The sequence below is a fragment of the Rhodococcus sp. ACPA1 genome, from assembly GCF_002300195.1.
Classification (GTDB): Bacteria; Actinomycetota; Actinomycetes; order Mycobacteriales; family Mycobacteriaceae; genus Rhodococcus_F; species Rhodococcus_F opacus.
On sequence record NZ_NSDX01000006.1, the window covers coordinates 612,912 to 631,999 of the forward strand.

Here is a 19,088-nt window from a genome sequence, read left to right on the forward strand (position 1 = left end):
CGCTGCGTCCGATCGGGCCATCAGATCTTCTCGGCAGCCGTCGACGCCGGGTCGACCGCGGCGCGAACGATGTCGGTGATGGCCCGCACCGTAGGCCTGGTCTCCGAGCCGGCGAGGCGTATGAGGACGATTCGCCGACCGATCTCCTGCGCGAGGTCGACGCGGATGATCGGCACCGAACTGTTGAGCCTGATCATCATGTCGGTGACCGGCGCCGCCCCCAGCCCCTTGCCGGCCAGCGCCAGAGATACGGCGGTGTCGACGATTTCGTGCCGCACGATCGGCTCGAAACCCTCCTGGCGGCAGGCGATACGAACAGCGCGACCGAACTGGGTTTCCGCGGGCGGCAGGATCCAGTTCCACTCCGCGGCCTCGCGCAGGTCGATGGTGCCTTCGGTGCGGATGCCGTAGGCGCCGGAGGAGACGGCGAGTCCGAATCGCTCGCTGCGCAGGGTGATCATTTCGATATCCGGTGTGCGGGGCATCGGTGAATTGGGGTAGTCCAGCCCGAAAGCGACGTCGACCTGACCGCGTTGGACCGCGGTGGCGGCCTCGTCGACGTCGAGTTCGCGGCTGCTCAGCGCGAGATGCGGGTACTTGCGCTGCGCTGCGGCCACCACCGGTGGCAACAACGCCGCAGCGGTACTCCCGAAGGTGCCGAGAAGAAGAGGCGCAGCGACGTCGTCGTGCACCGCGCGCAGCGCGTCGAGGGCCCTCTGTTCCGCGCTCAAGATCTTCACCGCATGCTCGGCCAGGACGGTGCCGGAATCGGTGAGCACGACATTGCGACCCACCCTGGTGACGAGCCGGGAGCCGACGGCTTTCTCCAAGGCTGCGATCTGCTGCGATACGGCGCCCGCCGTGTACCCGAGCTCCTCGGCGACCGCGACCATCGTTCCGCGCCGGGCCAGCTCTCGAAGTGCGACGAGGTGCGCCAAGCTCATATTCATATAGCGATTCTAAACGGTTGTGGCTAACTTTCTTCGCTGGTGCTATTGATTTGCGCGGACCACGATGAACGTGCGGAACGAAACGTCGGACACGTCGGGGCTCTTCTGAGCCGGCCGGCGACCACGATCTCGATCTCACCCGATCCTCATCGACCCTGGAGTTGCACGCCATGCCGATCACTCAGCAGTGGGAACTGCGCGCCGAGTTCGCTCGCCGTCTCTCGCACATGTACGGGAAGGAAGTTCCCGCATACACCACGTTGCTCGAGGTATCGCAGGCCGTCAACGACACCGTGCTGTCGAATCTCGGTGCGGGCGCAGAACGTCTGGGTTCCATCGCCCGGGTCACCGCCGAACGTCACGGAGCCATCCGTGTGGGCACCCCGCAGGAGATGGCCCAGGTCGCCCGCGTGTTCGCGGCCATGGGCATGTACCCGGTCGGGTTCTACGACCTGCGCGAGGCCGCTGCCAGCTCGGTTCCGGTCGTCTCGACGGCTTTCCGTCCGACGGACCCGGACGAACTGGCGCGCAACCCCTTCCGGGTGTTCACCTCCATGCTGGTGCCCGCGGATCGCCGCTTCTTCAGCGCCGATCTGCAGCAACGCCTCGAAAGCTTCCTCGCCAAGCGCAGGCTGTTCACCGCCGAACTGCTGGTCCTCGCCGACCGGGCGACCGAGTACCGGGGGCTGAATTCCGGTGACGCCGAGATGTTCCTGACGTTGGCCACCGCGGCATTCAAGCTGTCCACCGAGGCCGTAGACCGCGCCTGGTACCGCGAACTCGAGCAGGTCTCCTCGGTGGCCGCCGACATCGGTGGCGTCACCAGCACACACATCAACCACCTGACCCCGCGGGTGCTCGACATCGACGATCTCTACGCCCGCATGGAGCGTCGCCGGATCGACATGATCGACACGATCCAGGGTCCGCCGCGGTGGGCCGGTCCGGATCTGCTGCTGCGGCAGACCTCGTTCCGGGCTCTCGCCGAACCGCGGGTGTTCCGCGAACCCGACGGCAGCGTCGAGAAGGGTTCACTGCGGGTGCGTTTCGGTGAGGTGGAGGCCCGCGGTATCGCCGCCACGGTCCGCGGCCGCGAGGTCTACGACAGGTTGACCGTCGAGATTGAGCAGGCGGTCGGGGAGGCGGCCGCGACCGCGCCGGTGTCGGCCGAGGTACGCAACGAGATCGCTGCGGAGCTGTGGAACCAGCAGGTGCCCGCCACCGAACAGGGGCTCGCGCTCCACGATCTGGCGTACTTCACCTACCGGGTCGACAACGACAAGCAACGCAACGGCACGGTGCCCGGACGATCACTCCAGGATCTGATCGATCAGGGCTGGGTCCGCCCGGAGCCGATCGTCTACGAGGATTTCCTGCCGAAATCCGCGGCCGGGATCTTCCAGTCCAATCTGACCTCGGACGGACACAAGGACACCACACAGTCGACGACCGATATCGACGCCGCCTGGATGGAAGGAGTTCTGGGCCGCCCACTGCACGACCCGTACACGCTCTACGACGGGATCCGCCGCGCATCCCTCGATCACGTTGCCAACCAATTGGGAATCCGCGGACCCATCGAAGAACCGGCACCCATCGCTACCCAAGGAGTCAAGTAAATGAGCACCGCTGTCGCCGAGACCATCGCCCTGCCCACCACGGACGAACTGCGCACTCTCGCACGCACCAGCCTGCAGCGATGTGGGGTCGACCCGGCCGTACTCGATACCGCCGGGGTCGAGAACACCATCACCGCCCGTACCCCGGTCACGGGGGAGAGCCTCTTCGACTATCCCGCCGCCGACGCCGCGGATGTCGAGGCCGCGATCGATGCCGCCCACGAGGCGTTCCTGCAGTGGCGCACCGTTCCCGGCCCGGTCCGCGGGTTCCTGATCAAGCGGCTCGGCGAACTGCTCACCGAGCACAAGGAAGACGTCGCCAACCTGATCAGCATCGAGGTCGGCAAGATCCGCTCGGAGGCACTCGGCGAGGTCCAGGAAATGATCGACATCTGCGACTTCGCGGTCGGTCTGTCCCGGCAGCTCGACGGCCGCACCATGCCCTCGGAGCGTCCCGGACACCGACTGATGGAGACGTGGCACCCGCTCGGTGTCGTCGGTGTCGTCTCGGCGTTCAACTTCCCGGCCGCGGTGTGGTCGTGGAACCTTGCTCTTGCCATCGTCTGCGGGGATTCGGTGATCTGGAAGCCGGCGCAGCTGACCACCCTCACCGCCGCCGCATGCTCGGCGCTGTTCGACCGTGCCGCAGAAGAATCCGGCGCCCCGGCCAACCTGAATGTCCTCGTCTCGGCGAGTGCCGCCGACACCCAGGCCCTGATCGACAGCCCGAAGGTGCCTTTGATCAGCGCCACCGGTTCCGAGCGGATGGGTGAGCAGATCGCTCCCCGCGTCGCCGCCCGGTTCGGCCGTGCCATCCTCGAGCTCGGCGGAAACAACGCTGCGATCGTCACCCCGTCGGCGGACCTCGACATCGCTACCCGCGGAATCGTTTTCGCCGCTGCCGGGACCGCCGGTCAGCGCTGCACCTCGATGCGCCGCATCATCGTCCACCAGGACATCGCCGACGAGCTGATCGACCGGATTTCCCAGGTCTACGGCCGACTCCCGATCGGTGACCCGTTCGCCGACGGCACCCTCGTGGGCCCGCTGATCGACGGCAAGTCCCACGCCAACATGACCGCAGCCCTCGACAAGGCCGTCGCGCAGGGGGGCGAGATCCTCGTCGGCGGAAAACGCCGCCCGAGCAGCGAAGACTCGTACTACGTCGAGCCGGCGATCGTGCGGATGCCGGCCCAGAGCGAGATCGTCAAGGACGAAACCTTCGCCCCGATCCTCTACGTGCTGACCTACAACACGTTCGAGGAAGCGATCGCCCTGCACAACGACGTCCCGCAGGGCCTGTCGTCGTCGATCTTCACCACCGACCAGCGTGAGGCCGAGCGGTTCATCGCAGCTGACGGTTCGGACTGCGGCATCGTCAACGTCAACATCGGCACGTCCGGCGCCGAGATCGGCGGCGCGTTCGGCGGCGAGAAGACCACCGGCGGCGGCCGCGAATCCGGCTCGGACGCTTGGCGCGCCTACATGCGCCGGGCGACCAACACCATCAACTACTCCCGCGAGCTGCCCCTGGCTCAGGGCGTCAACTTCGGCTGACATCCCCCTTTCGAATCGCACGAGGAGCAACGACGATGTTCGAATTGATCGACGAATGGGGCCCGGAGAAGGTCGTGTGTGTCTCCGACGGACGCACCGGCATGCGCGGCGTTCTGGTGATCGACAACACCGCCCGCGGAATGGGCAAGGGCGGCACCCGCATGTCCACCACGGTCAGTGTCGGCGAGGTCGCCAGGCTGGCCCGCAACATGACCTGGAAGTGGGCGGGGGTCGACCTCTTCTACGGCGGCGCCAAGGCCGGTATCTGGGCCGACCCGACTGCCTCCTCCAAGGAAGCGGTGCTGCGTGCCTTCGTCCGGGCACTGCGCAACGAGGTCCCCGAGGAGTACGTCTTCGGGCTCGACGTGGGATTGACCGAGAAGGACGCCGCGATCATGCTCGACGAGGTCGGCGGACGCGGCGGCGCGGTGGGCACCCCTCACGCGCTCGGCGGGCTCCCGTACGACCAGCTCGGGGTCACCGGCCACGGCGTCGCGGAGTCGGCGGACGCCGCCGCGCAGACCCTCGGCCTGTCCACCGGTTCGCTGAGCGTGTCCATCCAGGGCTTCGGCGCGGTCGGAGCGGCGAGCGCGAAGCGCCTCACCGAACTCGGGGCCACCGTGGTCGCTGTGTCCACCTCGCAGGGCGGCATCCACAACCCGGACGGGCTCGACGTCGCCACCTTGCTCGACCTGCGTGATCAGTACGGTGACGGACTCGTCGACCAGTACTCCGACGCGAAGCCTCTCGCGGCCGGGGAAGAACTCTCGGTGACCGCGGACATCCTGATCCCGGCAGCGTTGCAGGACGTCATCGACGTCGATCTCGCCCGGACGTTGCCGGCCAAGATCGTCGTCGAAGGCGCGAACCTGCCGAGCAGCCCCGAAGCACAGTCGGTGCTGTTCGACCGCGGCGTGACCGTGGTTCCGGATTTCATCGCCAACGCCGGCGGTGTGGTTGCCGCAGCCGTGGCGATGGACGCTCGCTACTCCGGAATCCGTCCCGAACCGGCAGCCGTGTTCGACAACATCTCGAACAAGCTGCGCGCCAGCACCATCGACACCCTCGACGCGTCGAAGGTGCAGGGGCGGACCACCCACGCGGTGGCCCGCACCACCGCCCAGGAGCGCGTGCGCGAAGCCATGGTGCTCCGTGGGCGTGCCCCGCACACCGCCGCGTTCTAGAACGTTCGGCACCCACCACGCGCCCGCTGACTGTGTGACCCACTCCGGTCAGCGGGCGCGCCCCATTCATCCAGGCAAAGCCATCGACCCGGTCGTTCGTCAGGTGTCCCGGAAACCGGTCGGACATCACATCACTACTCTCGAAGGAAAGAAGAGGACGACATGAGCAAGGAACTTCCCGAACAGGCGTCCGTCGTCGTGATCGGCGGCGGCGTCATCGGCGCCAGCATTGCGTTCCACCTCGCCGAATCCGGGGTCTCCGATGTCGTCCTGCTGGAAAAGGACGAGTTGGCCTGCGGCTCGACCTGCAAGGCCGCCGGTGGTGTTCGCGCCTCCTTCAGCAACGAGGCCAACATCGCGATCGGTCTGCGCGGCCTCGACGTGTACTCGCGGTTCGCGCAGGAGTACCACCAGGAGATCGACTTCAGCCGCGACGGCTACCTCTATCTCCTCTCGGACCAGGCCAACGTCGACATCTTCACCGAAAGCGTCGCACTGCAGAACCGCCACGGCGTTCCGAGCCGCATGGTCACCCCCGAAGAAGCGCAGAAGATCTCGCCGCTCATCAGCACAGACGGACTCCTCGCCGCCTCCTGGTCACCCCAGGACGGCAAGGCCACCCCCGAATCGGTCGTGATGGGATACGCCGCCGCTGCCCGTCGACACGGCGCCCGCATCGTCCGCCACTGCGCGGTCACCGACATCGAGAGCACCGGCGGCACCATTACCGCAGTCGTGACCGAACACGGACGCATCAAGACCGACACCGTGGTCTGCGCCGCCGGAGCCTGGTCGGCCGGTATCGGCAACATGCTCGGGGTGAACATCCCCGTCGTTCCCGTCCGTCGACAGATCGCCTTCACCGAGCCGCTCTCCGAGTTGCCCGAATCCTCGCCGTCGCTGACCATCGACTTCCCGTCGAACTTCTACTTCCACCCGGAAGGCAAAGGCCTGCTTCTGGGCTGGTCCGACCCGAACGAGCGCGAGGGATTCAACCTCAAGTTCGAACTCGAGGACTGGCTGATGGGACTGGGCGCCATCGCCGAGACCCGGGTGCCGGCCGTACTGGACTACGGCATCAGCACCGGTTGGGCCGGCCTCTACGAGGTCACCCCCGACCGCAACCAGATCATCGACCGCTCCACCGAGGTCGAGGGCCTGCTCATCGCCACCGGCTACTCCGGCCACGGCTTCCTGATGGGACCGGCGACCGGCGAGATCGTGCGCGACCTCTACCACGGCAAAGAGCCCGGATACGACATCAGCTCGTTCACCCTGGACCGTTTCGCGCAGGCCGGTATCGGCGCAGGTGAGACGAACATCGTCTGACCCCCACCCATTGCGCCGCCCAGCAGACGACGATCACCTGCCCCTCAGGAGCCGGACTCATGGCCGAACAGATCGATGCATACTTCACCACCACCGTTGCCGGGATGGCCGATACGACACGTCCAGGCCTGACCGATCACGACCAGCCCGTCGAGGCAGGATCGAGCCTGTCCGTGCAGCAAACCCTCGACCTGTTCGATTCTCAATTGGGCAGTCGGCACCTGGATCTGGTTGCCCGCCGGCTTCGCTCGAATGGCAAGGGCTTCTACACGATCGGATCGTCCGGGCACGAAGGCAACGCCGTCGTCGCGGGAGCCCTCCGACCCACCGACCCGGCGCTGCTGCACTACCGTTCCGGTGCGTTCTTCCTCCAACGCGCCCGGCAGGTCCGAGGCAGCAACCCGCTGCGCGATGTGCTTCTCGGCGTTGTCGCCGCCACCGAGGAACCGATGTCCGGCGGCCGGCACAAGGTGTTCGGCCGCCACGACCTCAACATCATTCCCCAGACCTCGACGATCGCATCTCACCTGCCCCGCGCGGTCGGCGTCGCCTTCTCCATCGCCCGCGCCGCCAAACTGAACGTGCTCTCCGCGTGGCCCGAGGACGCGATCGCGGTATGCAGTTTCGGAGACGCCTCGGCGAACCACTCGACCGCGATCGGCGCGATCAACACCGCCATCCACTCGGCCTTCCAGGGCCTTCCGCTTCCGCTGTTGTTCGTCTGCGAAGACAACGGCATCGGCATCAGCACCAAGACGCCGAAGGGGTGGATTTGCGCGAACTTCGGCAACCGTGAAGGTCTCGAGTACTTCACGGTCGATGGATCCGACCTCCCGATGGCCTACGCCACCGCGAAGCATGCCGCCGACTGGGTTCGCAGGCACCGGAAGCCGGCGTTCCTGCACCTGCGCACCGTGCGGTTGATGGGCCACGCCGGCTCCGACTTCGAAGCCGCCTATCGCACCACCAGCGAAATCATCGCAGACTTCGACCGGGATCCGTTGCTGTGCACGGCGAAGCGGCTGATCGAGCGAGGACACCTGAGCCCCGCCGACATCCTCGGGCTCTACGAGAACAAGCGTGCCGAGGTGGCCGCGCTCGCAGAGGAAGTCGGCGAGCTACCGCAACTCGACAGTCCCGCCGCAGTGATGCGGCCACTGACCGAGGGACTCGACGAGGCGAGGGCCGCCGAACCACGACGGACCTACCCGGCCCGTCGAGCCCAGATCGTCGGCAGCCCACTGCCAGAACACGAGGGCCTACTGACTCTCGCCCTCTCGATCAACCGTGCCCTGCTCGATGTTCTCGTCGAGTATCCCGAGTCGCTGGTGTTCGGTGAGGACGTGGCCCGCAAGGGCGGGGTCTATGGGGTGACCCGGGGTCTGATGAAGAAGGCGGGGTCGGCGCGTGTGTTCGACACGCTTCTCGACGAGCAGGCGATCCTGGGGCTCGCGCTGGGCGCGGGGGTTTCCGGACTGCTGCCGATCCCGGAGATCCAGTACCTGGCGTATCTGCACAATGCCGCCGATCAGATCCGCGGGGAGGGTGCGACGTTGCAGTTCTTCTCCGACCGTCAGTACCGCAATCCGATGGTGGTGCGGGTCGCGGGGTATGGGTATCAGAAGGGGTTCGGTGGGCATTTCCACAATGACAACGCCGTCGCCGCGTTGCGTGACATTCCCGGGGTCGTCGTGGCGTCCCCGGCTCGCCCCGACGACGCCGCGGCCATGATGCACACGTGTGTGGCGGCCGGGCGGACCGCGGGGGCGGTGTGTGTGTATCTGGAACCGATTGCGCTGTACCACACCCGGGATCTGTACGAGGACGGTGACGAGCGGTGGCTGGCCGCGTATCCGGATCCGGTGAAGCGGGCCGAGAACCGTGTGCCGATCGGCTCCGCCCGCACGTACGGTGACGGCACCGACCTGACGATCGTCACGTTCGGCAACGGGGTCCGGATGAGCCTGCGGGTCGCGCGCCGGCTCGAGAAGGCGCACATCGCTGCGCGTGTGGTGGATATGCGGTGGCTCGCACCGCTGCCGGTGCACGACATCGTCCGGGAGGCGAACGTCACCGGCCGGGTCCTCGTCGTCGACGAGACCCGCACATCGGGGGGTGTCTCCGAGGGTGTGGTCGCGGCATTGGTCGACGACGGCTTCACCGGGCCGCTTGCACGCGTCACGAGCGACGACAGTTTCATTCCGCTCGGCGATGCCGCACTCGAGGTCCTGCTCTCCGAGGACACCATCGAGGCCGCGGCGATCAAGTTGGCACAGGTGAGCTGATGGCATTGGTCGGGCCGGAATCCGGGGCGAACTCTCCCCGAGAGAGCGTCGCCAGTACACATGGTTCCACCCCTCGAGTAAGACTGGGACGTAACCTGTCCGAGCACGAACCGACACCGGGAGCAGTTGTGCCCACCTTCGATCCTGCACCGCAGGCCGAACCGCTACGTGCCCAGGACTTCAACGGCATCGCAGTGTTCGACGCCAGTGAACACAACCTCGCCCACGTCGATGTGTTCATTCCCCGGGACTGCATCGTCGCCTTTACCGGGGTCTCGGGATCGGGGAAGTCTTCGTTGGCCTTCGGCACCATCTATGCCGAAGCGCAACGACGATTCCTCGAGTCCGTGACCCCGTACGCACGCCGGCTGATGGATCAGATCGGAGCGCCCAGGGTTGGGGACATCACCGGGCTTCCACCGGCGGTCGCCTTGCAGCAGGCCCGCGGTCACACGTCCGCCCGATCGTCGGTCGGCACCCTCACCCACATCTCGAACGTGCTGCGGATGCTGTTCTCCCGAGTCGGTACCTACCCGCCGGGTGCCCCCGTTCTCGACTCGAACGCGTTCTCGCCCAACACACCCGAAGGCGGATGCCCAGCCTGCCACGGGCTCGGCCGTACCCACGACGTCGACATCGATGCCCTGGTGCCGGACCCGAGCCGAAGTATCCGCGGCGGCGCCGTCGCCGCATGGCCAGGTGCCTGGCTGGGAAAGAACTACCGCGACATCCTCGCAACCCTCGGAATCGACGTGGACCGCCCCTGGTCCGAGCTCCCGGAAGACCAGCGTGAGTGGATCCTCACCACCGACGAGCAACCCACGGTCACGGTGTCACCCGTGCGCGACCCGGGCAAAATGGTGCGCGACTACCAGGGAACGTTCTCGAGTGCCCGCACCTACGTTCTGCACACCTACGCGACGACGAAGAGCGCAACCCAGCGGGCGAAGGTCGCCCGATATCTGGTGTCCCGACCCTGTAGTGCGTGCGAGGGCAAACGGCTGCGCCCCGAGGCGCTGGCTGTCCGGTTCGCCGGCCTCGACATAGCCGACGCCACGGAACTGTCACTGGCCGCTCTGGCCTCGGTCCTCGACGCCGTCGTCGCATCCCGCGATTCCGCCGCAAGCGACGCGACAGAACGAGCATCGGCGTCCCTGGTAGGCAACCTTCGCGGACGCCTCGCGGGTCTGACCGAACTCGGGCTGGGATACCTGAGTCTCGGCCGATCGACCACCACCCTCTCGCCGGGAGAACTTCAGCGACTGCGGCTGGCCACCCAGCTGCAATCGGGTCTGTTCGGAGTGCTGTACGTCCTCGACGAACCGTCCGCAGGCCTTCATCCCGCCGACACCGAGGCACTGGTCACCGCCGTGCGGCGGCTGCGCGCGGCAGGTAACTCCGTCTTCGTCATCGAACACAACCTCGACGTCGTCCGGGCGGCAGATTGGATCGTCGACGTCGGTCCCGGTCCCGGTGAGCATGGTGGGCGGGTGCTCTACAGCGGTGAGGTGGACGGTCTCGCTCACGTCCCCGAATCCGTGACTCGCCGATACCTTTTCGGAACCCCCGAGAGTTACCCCGACCCCGGACCGCCGAACAGGTGGATCGAACTCGCCGGCATCACGATGCACAACCTGCGGGATCTGACCGTGCGAATCCCGCTCGGGGTGCTCACCGCGGTCACGGGTGTGTCGGGATCAGGTAAATCCACACTCGTGAGCCGTGTGCTCACCGACGTCGTCGCCCAACACGTCGGCCTCGACAGCGAACCCCGCACCGAAACCGGGGGAGACGAAGCCGACGACTCCACGGTCGTCCTGGCCGAGGAGCGCGAGAAGGACACCGAGCCGACGGTAGTGGCCGCCCACGGGCTGGGACACATCAACCGGCTGGTGCGCGTGGACCAGACCCCGATCGGGCGGACGCCGCGCTCGAATCTCGCGACCTACACCGGTCTCTTCGATGTGATCCGGAAACTCTTCGCCGCACACCCCGTTGCCCGTGAACGGGGATACAGTCCGGGCCGATTCTCATTCAATGTCAGTGGTGGCCGTTGCGAGGAATGCGAGGGCGCCGGTTCGATCACCATCGGTATGCTGTTTCTGCCCGAGGCGTCCGCGCCGTGCCCGGCGTGCGCAGGCGCACGATACAACGCGGAGACCCTCGAGGTCCTCGTCGACGGCCGGACGATCGCCGACGTCCTCGCGATGACGGTCGACGACGCCCGCGCTTTCCTGAGTCACGTCCCGGCAGCGGCGAAAAGCCTTGACATGCTGGTCGAAGTCGGTCTCGGATATCTGCGACTCGGCCAATCGGCCACCACCCTGTCCGGCGGGGAGGCGCAGCGCGTCAAGCTCGCCAGCGAACTGCAGCGCATCCGATCCGGGCACACGCTCTACGTACTCGACGAACCGACCACCGGATTGCACCCCGCCGACGTCGATCGCCTCATGGTGGTGTTGCGACGGCTCGTCGCGGCGGGAAATACCGTCGTCCTCGTCGAACACGACATGCCGGTCATTGCCTCGGCGGACTGGATGATCGATCTCGGGCCCGGCGGGGGAGACAGCGGCGGCCGGATCATCGCCTCGGGGCCACCGACGGTCGTTGCAGAGACGGCCGGCTCCGCCACCGCCGCCTATCTCGCCCGGCATCTCGCCCGGTGAGGGTGCGCACGTGAGCGACGAAGTCGGTATCCGGTTCGGGTGCTACCGGCTCAGCGGGCGTGGATTCCGTAGACGGTGACGACGAAGCTGTGTCCCTTGGCGGTGCAGGTGAGGTCGCCCATGAACCCTGCGAGACAGGTGGTTCCCCCGTGGGTGATCGTCTTCTGGTACATGCTCTGGCTGGTGGCGACCTCGGAGATGTCTGGGTTGCCACCGGGAAGGGTGAACGGGGTGCCGGGCGGGTAGGCGGGGTGAGCGGGAAGCCAGGGAAGGTCGATCACGACGTGCTGGACTGGTCCCAGCCACGGCAGTCCGAACTCGCCGAGGATCGGAAAGTCCATCGGCAATGGTTGTGGCAGATCGCATCCCACGATGTCGTCGGGTGCGATCGAGCAGTTGAAGTTCCCCACACGGAAGTAGACGGGGGTGGGGGAGTCTGCCTGCGCAGGTGTTGCGAACGCGAGGAGAGCGGCTGCTGTAGCCGTGAACAGGCCGGTGGCTCGCTTCACTGAACGTGTCATACGAGGTATATACGCTGGGAACGGCGGGCGTTAGCCGGGCGTGGCATGGGACGCTCGAGAACTGACCGTGAGGAGCGAGAACGTCATGGCGACGACAGGCGAGCAGACGGACGGACCGGACAGTACGGCCGAGCGAGTTGCCCTGTGGCGGGCGATGCACGTACAGGTCGACGCGCCGCCACACGTGCTCGTCGACGAGATCGGCCTGCACCTCGCGGCTCCGGACGAGGGCTGGCGGACTCGCCCGGACATGGACCCGGCCGGCACCAGCGGGTTTCGGGCGGCCGTTGTCGCGCGTGCTCGATTCATCGAGGAGCTGGTATGCGAGCAGGCACGCCGCGGTGTCGTCCAATACGTCATCCTGGGGGCGGGCTTGGACACCTTTGCCCAGCGTAGGCCGGAGATCGCCTCCCACATCCGGGTGTTCGAGGTCGACCAACCCGGCCCCCAAGCCTGGAAGCGGAAACGGCTGATCGAGCTGGGCTTCGGCATTCCCGACTGGCTGCGGTTGGTGCCGGTCGACTTCGAGGCGAGCGAGTCCTGGTCGGAGCAACTGGCTGCGGCGGGCTTCGATGCTCGCCTGCCTGCGGTCGTCGTCTCGACCGGCGTCACGATGTACCTCACGAAGGACGCCACCGCGGCCACCCTGCGCCAGCTCGCCGGTCTCGCTGCCGGCTCGACACTGGCGATGACGTTCCTGCTGCCGACCCACCTTCTCGACGACGCCGATCGCCCCGGACTCCAGGCGTCCGAGAGCGGTGCGCGGGCGGCCGGAACACCGTTCATCAGCTTCTACACACCGCAGGAAATGCTGGCCCTGGCCCGCGACGCCGGCTTCGAGGGTGCACAGCACGTGGCGGGAACGTCACTCGCCGAGCGCTACTTCGCCGATCGGTCCGACGGCCTGCGCCCGTCGAGTGGAGAGGACTTGCTGGTGGCCACTACCTGAGCTCTTTGTCATGTGACGGCACAGTTGGACATTTGTCTAGATGACAGGCGCGGCGCCGTCGGCTAGAACTGTTGAGGAATCGACAGTGACGTGACTCACATTTTGCGTCCGGACGGGATCGTCGGCACACCGGCGGGCCGGCAGTCGATGCACGAGAGCGAAGGAGCATCGCGGAATGATCGAGGACAGCACCGAACCACTCACTCCGACTCCCGGCCCGACACGCCTGATCCCCCGTCGACGTCCCGACGGACGTGAACTGCTCGGCACGGCGAAGGGGATCTTGATCGCCGGCCGCGGCTGCAGTGACGCCCAGGCGTTCGACGAACTCCTCGACGTCGCCCGGCGTCATCACCTGACCGTCCTCGGCGCTGCCCGGAGCCTGGTCGACCTCGCCGCCGGGCCCTCGCCCCGTCGGCGCTCGCCCGAAGCCGCCCGATTCGAAGAGTGGGAGCAGTTGGTCAACCAGCTTCCTCCCCGCCGGCACGCGCAGGCGAGTTGACGCGAACCCTCACCGACGCCGGGACGTAGCAGACCGCGACGGGCGGGTGCTCCGCGGCGTCTCTCGTCCGCCTCGAGTGCGTGGTGCCCGGCAGTGCCACCCGATCATGCGAGATCGGCTTCGGTGGCGCGTTGGACCCAGGCCGCGAACTTCTCGGAGCCCTCGCGGTCGGCCACGTACCGTCGCACGATCCGCTCGACGTAGTCGGGCACCTCGGTGGCTGGAAGCTTGTGGCCGCGCAGTTTGCGCCCGAAGCTCGTGTCCAATCCGAGGCCGCCGCCGAGATGAACCTGGAATCCCTCGACCTGGTTGGAATCGACGTCGGTCACGATCATCCCCTTGAGGCCGATGTCGGCGACCTGAATGCGGGCACACGAGTTGGGGCACCCATTGAGGTGCACAGTGATCGGATGCTCGAGATGATCCTGGACGTCGGCCAATCGCTTCTCGACCTCTGTGATGAGTGCGGCGGCTCGCGCCTTGGTCTCGACGATCCCGAACTTGCAGAATTCGATGCCGGTGCATGCCATGGTGCTCCGTCGCCAGGGCGACGGACGAGCGGGGAAACCCAGCTTTTCGAGATCGGCTTGGAGGGAGTCGATACTGTCGTCCTCGACGTCGAGGATCACCAGTTTCTGCATCGGGGTGATGCGGACCCGCCGGGATCCGGATGCTTCCGCTGCTCGTGCCAAGTCGGTCAGCACGGTGCCGCCGACCCTGCCGACGACGGGTGCGATTCCGACGGCGTTCAGCCCGTTCTTCTGGCGCTGGATACCGACGTGATCGCGGGGTTCGTCGAGCGGTTCGGGTGCTGGTCCATCGAGCATCGCGCGTCCGAGATATTCCTTTTCGAGCACCTCGCGGAACTTCTCGACACCCCAGTCCGAGACGAGGAACTTCAGGCGCGCCTTCGCCCGCAGTCGCCGATACCCGTAGTCGCGGAAGAGGGAGACGATACCGATCCACACGTCGGGCACGTCTTCCAGTGGAACCCACGCGCCCAGGCGCTCGCCGATCCGAGGATTTGTGGAGAGACCGCCGCCGACCCAGACGTCCAGCCCCGGACCGTGTTCCGGGTGTTCGACACCGATGAAAGCCACATCGTTGATCTCGTGGACCACGTCCTGAAGGCCGGAGATGGCGGTCTTGAATTTGCGCGGCAGGTTGGAGTAGTCGGGGTTTGCGATCAATCGGCGGGTGATCTCGTGCAGAGCGGGTGTGGCGTCGAGGACCTCGTCGACGGCAATGCCGGCCATCGGCGAGCCGAGGACCACGCGCGGGGTGTCGCCTGCGGATTCGGCGGTCGTGAGGCCTACCCCTTCGAGCCTTCGCCAGATTTCGGGTAGGTCCTCGACCCTGATCCAGTGCAGTTGAATGTTCTGGCGGTCGGTGAGATCCGCGGTGTCGCGGGCGAACAGTCGGGAGACTTCACCGACGACGCGCAATTGTTCGGTGGTCAATGCCCCTCCGTCGATGCGGATGCGAAGCATGAAGTGCTCGTCCTCGAGCTCTTCCGGCGGCAACGTGGCGGTTCGGCCGCCTTCGATGCCAGGTGCGCGCTGGGTGTAGAGCCCCCACCAGCGGAAGCGGCTTCGCCGATCGGTCGGGTCGATGCCGGCGACACCGGTACGGCAATACACCTCCTCGATTCTCTTGCGCACGTTGAGGCCGTCATCGTCCTGTTTGACCTGCTCGTTCACATTGAGCGGCTCACGGTCGCCCTGGGCCCACTGCCCCTCCGCGCGCGGGGCCTTCGCCCGGGCAGGGCGGGTCTTCGGTGTTGTCATCGGTGCTCCTCCGAAACTGTGTGCACGAAACTGTAGCGTAGGCGAATGGATCGTGCATTAATTATATGCGCACGCCCCGTTGCCGACGAAGTGAAGGATGAACCATGAGTAGAAGCAATTTTCTGGTCGACGCGGAATGGGTCGTCGAACACGCACACGACCCCGACGTCGTCCTCGTCGAGGTGGACGAGGACACCACGCAGTACGAGACGAACCACATCGATGGTGCCGTCCGCATCGACTGGAAGCGCGATCTTCAAGATCCGGTACGCCGCGACGTCATCGACCGGCGATCGTTCGAGAAACTCCTGTCCGAGAGGGGAATCGCCAACGGCGACACGGTGATCCTGTACGGCGGGAACAACAACTGGTTCGCGGCCTACGCGTACTGGTACTTCAAGCTCTACGGCCACCGCGACGTCCGGCTGCTCGACGGCGGACGCAAGAAGTGGGAGCTCGACGGCCGGCCCGTGTCGAGCGAGAAGGTCACCCGACCGGCCACCGACTACGTGGCGTCCGAGCCCGTGTCGGGAATCCGCGCGCACCGCGACGAGGTGATCGAGCAGATCGGGAACAAGAACATCGTCGACGTCCGGTCTCCCGACGAATTCTCCGGGAAGATCCTCGCTCCCGCGCAGTTCCCGCAGGAGCAACCCCAGGTCCCGGGGCACGTCCCGACTGCGGTCAACGTGCCGTGGTCCAGGGCTGCCGCTGACGACGGCACCTTCCTCGGCGAGGACGAACTCCGCGACCTGTACGGCGGCGCCGGCCTCGACGACACGAAGGACATCATCGTCTATTGCCGGATCGGCGAAAGGTCGGCGCACAGTTGGTTCGTTCTTCACGAACTGCTCGGCTACCCCGAGGTCCGGAACTACGACGGCTCCTGGGTGGAGTACGGCTCGTTGGTCGGCGTTCCGGTCGAGAGGTAGCGCGCGCCTTGACCAGCTCTCGCTTCACCGAACTCAATCAACGCGTGCGGTTCATGATGTTCACCGTGTTCCAGGTGGTCCCCGGCGCACTTCCGGACGTGCGCGACGAGGTCGTGGAGGACGCGCACACCTACCTCGAGCGAGTTGCCGAGTCCGGTGTCGCGATCCGCGGAATCTACGACGTCGCAGGACTACGCGGAGACGCCGACTTCATGATCTGGACGCACGCCGACACCGTCGAGGGATTGCAGGCCGCCTACTCCGGTTTTCGTCGCTGCCGACTCGGGCGGGCGTGTACGACGGTGTGGAGTGCGGTCGCGCTCCACCGGCCGGCCGAATTCAACCGCAGTCACATCGCGGCATACGTGGCCGATGAGGAGCCGGGGCAGTTCGTGTGCGTGTACCCGTTCAACCGATCGCTCGAGTGGTATCTGCTGCCGGACGCCGAACGGCGACGGCAGCTCGCCGAACACGGCCGAGCGGCTCGCGCCTACCCGGACGTGCGGGCCAACACGGTGAGTTCCTTCGGGTTGAGCGACTACGAGTGGATCCTCGCCTTCGAGGCTCCGGACCCGAGCCGGATCGTCGACATGATGCGAGACCTTCGTGCGACCGACGCGCGCCGGCACGTTCGGCTGGAGACGCCGTTCTTCTCCGGCCCGCGAACCGGACTCGATGCCCTCGTTGCGCGTCTGCCTTGAGGATCGCCGGCAACCTCCGGAATGATTCGTGCAATATTAGTTATTGCGCGAATCATTCTGGTAGCCTGGTGGCATGACCGCAGACATCCAGCAGGGGAAGGCCGGCGACGATCTACTCGCTCTCGACCGGCAGGTGTGTTTCGCGCTCGCGATCGCGAACCGGGCGGTGCTCGCCGTCTACCGCCCCCTGCTCGAACCGATGGGGCTGACGCATCCGCAGTATCTGGTCATGCTCGCTCTCTGGGGAAAGGCCCCGATGGCGGTCAAGGAGATCGGGACCGCGCTGCAACTCGATTCACCCACCCTCTCGCCGCTCCTCAAGCGCCTCGAGGCGTCCGGACTGATCACGCGCACCCGCAGTCGGGCCGACGAGAGGCAATTGGATGTGGAGCTGACGGAAGCCGGTGCTGCGCTTCGTGCGGAAGCCGAGAAGATTCCGCCCGCCGTGATCGAGAAGCTGGGTGTCAGCCTGGCCGAACTCGAAGAACTCCACGACGTTCTCACCCGCGTCAATCAGGCTGCGCTCAGAGCGGGCGCGCTCGATCAATGAGGACAATCATGTCGAATTCGACTCCAGCACAACGTGAACAGGTAGTTGCCATGGTGCGTAACACGCAACGAAGCCGGCCTGGACCCATACAGTGGCTGGGCTACGCGGTAGGCCGCAAACTTCCCGACTCCATGCAGGACTGGGTCCGCAACGACCTGGTCGGTGACTGGGCGGTTCCCCGGCACCTCATTCGCAGCATGGTCCCGTTCGTTCCGGTCTTCGCCGCGTTCTTCCTGTTCCCGGGACCGCTCGGACTGCGCGCCTCCATGGTCCTGCTCGGAGTGCTACTCGCCGTGTTCTACGCGGTGTCGTACATGGCGCAGAACCGATCTCGACGCCTCGAGAGGCACGGACTACCGCCCGACTTGGAGAACCCGAGGAAGGCGTCCCGTCACGACGCCGAAAAGGCCGCGTACGAGAAGCTCCACGGACCTTCCGGCACCTGGGGCATCGAACGGCGGCGTGGCAACGAACTCCGCTGAAGACAGTCGATCAACCGATGCCGAGAATGGTCACATGGCGAGGACCATGCGATAGCGTGCCCGACCTTCCTCCATCGCTGCATAGGCCTCCGCCGCTCGAGTCAGAGGCCGTTCCTCGATTCGGGCGCGCACGCCCGACAGGACCGCGAACTGCATCGTCTCTTCGACGTCGCGGGCGGTGCCGGAGGGGTGGCCGGTCACGTTGAGGCCGGGAGTGATCAACTGCAGAGGGCTGATCGGCAGTGGCTCGGGCGTGACGCCGACGACGGTGAGTTCTCCGTGCGGAAGCAGCCCACCGACCGTGTCGCCCATCGCTTTCGAGTTCGCCGCGGTCCCCAGGACCACCGCCACGCCGCCCAGTGCCCGCAACGCTTCGCTGACGTCGCCGGCGGTGGAATCGATGTAGTGGTGGGCGCCGAGCTGACGAGCGTCGTCGCCTTTGTCGGCGCCGCGAGCGATAGCAATCGTCTCGAAGCCCATCGCCCGGGCGAACTGCACACCGAGGTGGCCGAGTCCGCCGATGCCCAGGATGGCGACGCGGTCGCCTGGGACGGCGCTGGTCTTCCGCAGCGCGTCGTACGTGGTGACGCCGGCGCAGCTCATCGGCGCGGCTTCGGCGAAGGACAGCTCGCTCGGAATCCGGGCGAGTGCGTTGGCTGGAACGGTCACGGACTCGGCGTATCCGCCGGGGTACTGCCAGCTCGGCACCTGCAACTTCTCGCAATGAATGAAGTAGCCCTTGCGGCAGGGGATGCACTGGTTGCAGTGCCCACCGAACCAACCCACGGCGACGCGGTCGCCGACGGTGTAGTTGTCGACGCCGGCGCCGAGTTCGGCGACGGTTCCGGCGATCTCGTGTCCAGGTGTCAGTGGCCAGGACATCTCCGGGAATTGGCCGTTGATGAACGCGTGGTCGGTGCCGCATACCCCGCACGCGGATACCGCTATGCGTACGTGGTCGCGAGGGGGCGATGCGGTTTCGACGTCGACGAGTGTCAGCGGTTCGCCGGGGGCCTGGACGTGAACTGCCTGATGGGTGGGCATCTGTATTCTCCCTGTCTGTCGTCCTGAGCG

The 19,088-nt window shown here is 66.4% G+C and carries 16 protein-coding genes; 12 read left to right on the forward strand and 4 right to left on the reverse strand.

All coding sequences use genetic code 11. The features are described from left to right. Window positions 1-20: 20 nt before the first annotated feature. Window positions 21-950 carry a LysR family transcriptional regulator gene (locus CJ177_RS32240; protein ID WP_095869477.1) on the reverse strand — a complete coding sequence of 310 codons (930 nt, stop codon included), beginning with the start codon at window positions 948-950 and terminating at the stop codon, window positions 21-23. Window positions 951-1,120: 170 nt separating this feature from the next. Between CJ177_RS32240 and CJ177_RS32245 the strand changes: the two genes are divergently transcribed. The 6 genes from CJ177_RS32245 (at window position 1,121) to uvrA (ending at window position 11,590) form a co-directional block, all read left to right on the forward strand. Then, the gene (locus tag CJ177_RS32245; RefSeq protein WP_095869478.1) at window positions 1,121-2,569 is read left to right on the forward strand and encodes a VOC family protein; all 1,449 of its coding nucleotides are present in this window, start codon (window positions 1,121-1,123) and stop codon (window positions 2,567-2,569) included. Next, the gene (locus CJ177_RS32250; RefSeq protein WP_005242143.1) at window positions 2,570-4,126 is read left to right on the forward strand and encodes an aldehyde dehydrogenase family protein; all 1,557 of its coding nucleotides are present in this window, start codon (window positions 2,570-2,572) and stop codon (window positions 4,124-4,126) included. It begins immediately after the preceding gene. Window positions 4,127-4,161: 35 nt separating this feature from the next. Beyond that, window positions 4,162-5,310, forward strand: a complete 1,149-nt coding sequence (locus CJ177_RS32255; RefSeq protein ID WP_061699436.1) for a Glu/Leu/Phe/Val dehydrogenase — start codon at window positions 4,162-4,164, stop codon at window positions 5,308-5,310. 162 nt (window positions 5,311-5,472) lie between these two features. Continuing rightward, window positions 5,473-6,639 (forward strand): FAD-binding oxidoreductase, encoded by a 1,167-nt coding sequence (locus CJ177_RS32260; protein ID WP_095869479.1) that lies wholly within the window; start codon window positions 5,473-5,475, stop codon window positions 6,637-6,639. A 104-nt stretch (window positions 6,640-6,743) separates the two neighbouring features. Next, window positions 6,744-8,924 carry a thiamine pyrophosphate-dependent enzyme gene (locus CJ177_RS32265; protein WP_373560066.1) on the forward strand — a complete coding sequence of 727 codons (2,181 nt, stop codon included), beginning with the start codon at window positions 6,744-6,746 and terminating at the stop codon, window positions 8,922-8,924. A 128-nt stretch (window positions 8,925-9,052) separates the two neighbouring features. Continuing rightward, window positions 9,053-11,590: an excinuclease ABC subunit UvrA gene (uvrA, locus tag CJ177_RS32270; protein WP_095869481.1), complete on the forward strand. Its 2,538-nt coding sequence runs from the start codon at window positions 9,053-9,055 to the stop codon at window positions 11,588-11,590. A gap of 50 nt (window positions 11,591-11,640) precedes the next feature. Here uvrA and CJ177_RS32275 read toward each other — a convergent pair whose 3' ends face one another. After that, window positions 11,641-12,099 (reverse strand): hypothetical protein, encoded by a 459-nt coding sequence (locus tag CJ177_RS32275; RefSeq protein WP_025432669.1) that lies wholly within the window; start codon window positions 12,097-12,099, stop codon window positions 11,641-11,643. Window positions 12,100-12,265: 166 nt separating this feature from the next. On the opposite strand from CJ177_RS32275, the gene CJ177_RS32280 reads away from it, so the two are divergent. Then, a complete protein-coding gene (locus CJ177_RS32280; RefSeq protein WP_257014788.1) occupies window positions 12,266-13,060 on the forward strand; it encodes a class I SAM-dependent methyltransferase in 795 nt (264 codons plus the stop codon). A gap of 175 nt (window positions 13,061-13,235) precedes the next feature. After that, window positions 13,236-13,562, forward strand: a complete 327-nt coding sequence (locus CJ177_RS32285; protein ID WP_005242130.1) for an ANTAR domain-containing protein — start codon at window positions 13,236-13,238, stop codon at window positions 13,560-13,562. 104 nt (window positions 13,563-13,666) lie between these two features. Here the strand turns inward: CJ177_RS32285 and CJ177_RS32290 are convergent, their stop codons facing one another. Then, window positions 13,667-15,349, reverse strand: coding sequence for a nitrite/sulfite reductase (locus tag CJ177_RS32290; RefSeq protein WP_005242129.1), 1,683 nt, complete (start codon window positions 15,347-15,349; stop codon window positions 13,667-13,669). A gap of 104 nt (window positions 15,350-15,453) precedes the next feature. Between CJ177_RS32290 and CJ177_RS32295 the strand changes: the two genes are divergently transcribed. The 4 genes from CJ177_RS32295 (at window position 15,454) to CJ177_RS32310 (ending at window position 18,014) form a co-directional block, all read left to right on the forward strand. Beyond that, window positions 15,454-16,281: a sulfurtransferase gene (locus CJ177_RS32295; protein WP_095869483.1), complete on the forward strand. Its 828-nt coding sequence runs from the start codon at window positions 15,454-15,456 to the stop codon at window positions 16,279-16,281. Window positions 16,282-16,289: 8 nt separating this feature from the next. Further along, window positions 16,290-16,982 carry a hydrogen peroxide-dependent heme synthase gene (gene hemQ, locus CJ177_RS32300; protein WP_005242125.1) on the forward strand — a complete coding sequence of 231 codons (693 nt, stop codon included), beginning with the start codon at window positions 16,290-16,292 and terminating at the stop codon, window positions 16,980-16,982. Between the two features lie 73 nt (window positions 16,983-17,055). After that, window positions 17,056-17,532 carry a MarR family winged helix-turn-helix transcriptional regulator gene (locus CJ177_RS32305; protein WP_005242124.1) on the forward strand — a complete coding sequence of 159 codons (477 nt, stop codon included), beginning with the start codon at window positions 17,056-17,058 and terminating at the stop codon, window positions 17,530-17,532. A 50-nt stretch (window positions 17,533-17,582) separates the two neighbouring features. After that, a complete protein-coding gene (locus CJ177_RS32310; RefSeq protein WP_095869484.1) occupies window positions 17,583-18,014 on the forward strand; it encodes a DUF5313 family protein in 432 nt (143 codons plus the stop codon). Between the two features lie 30 nt (window positions 18,015-18,044). Here CJ177_RS32310 and CJ177_RS32315 read toward each other — a convergent pair whose 3' ends face one another. Continuing rightward, complete coding sequence (locus tag CJ177_RS32315; RefSeq protein WP_061042780.1) at window positions 18,045-19,058, reverse strand: alcohol dehydrogenase catalytic domain-containing protein; 1,014 nt, start codon at window positions 19,056-19,058, stop codon at window positions 18,045-18,047. Window positions 19,059-19,088: the final 30 nt, after the last annotated feature.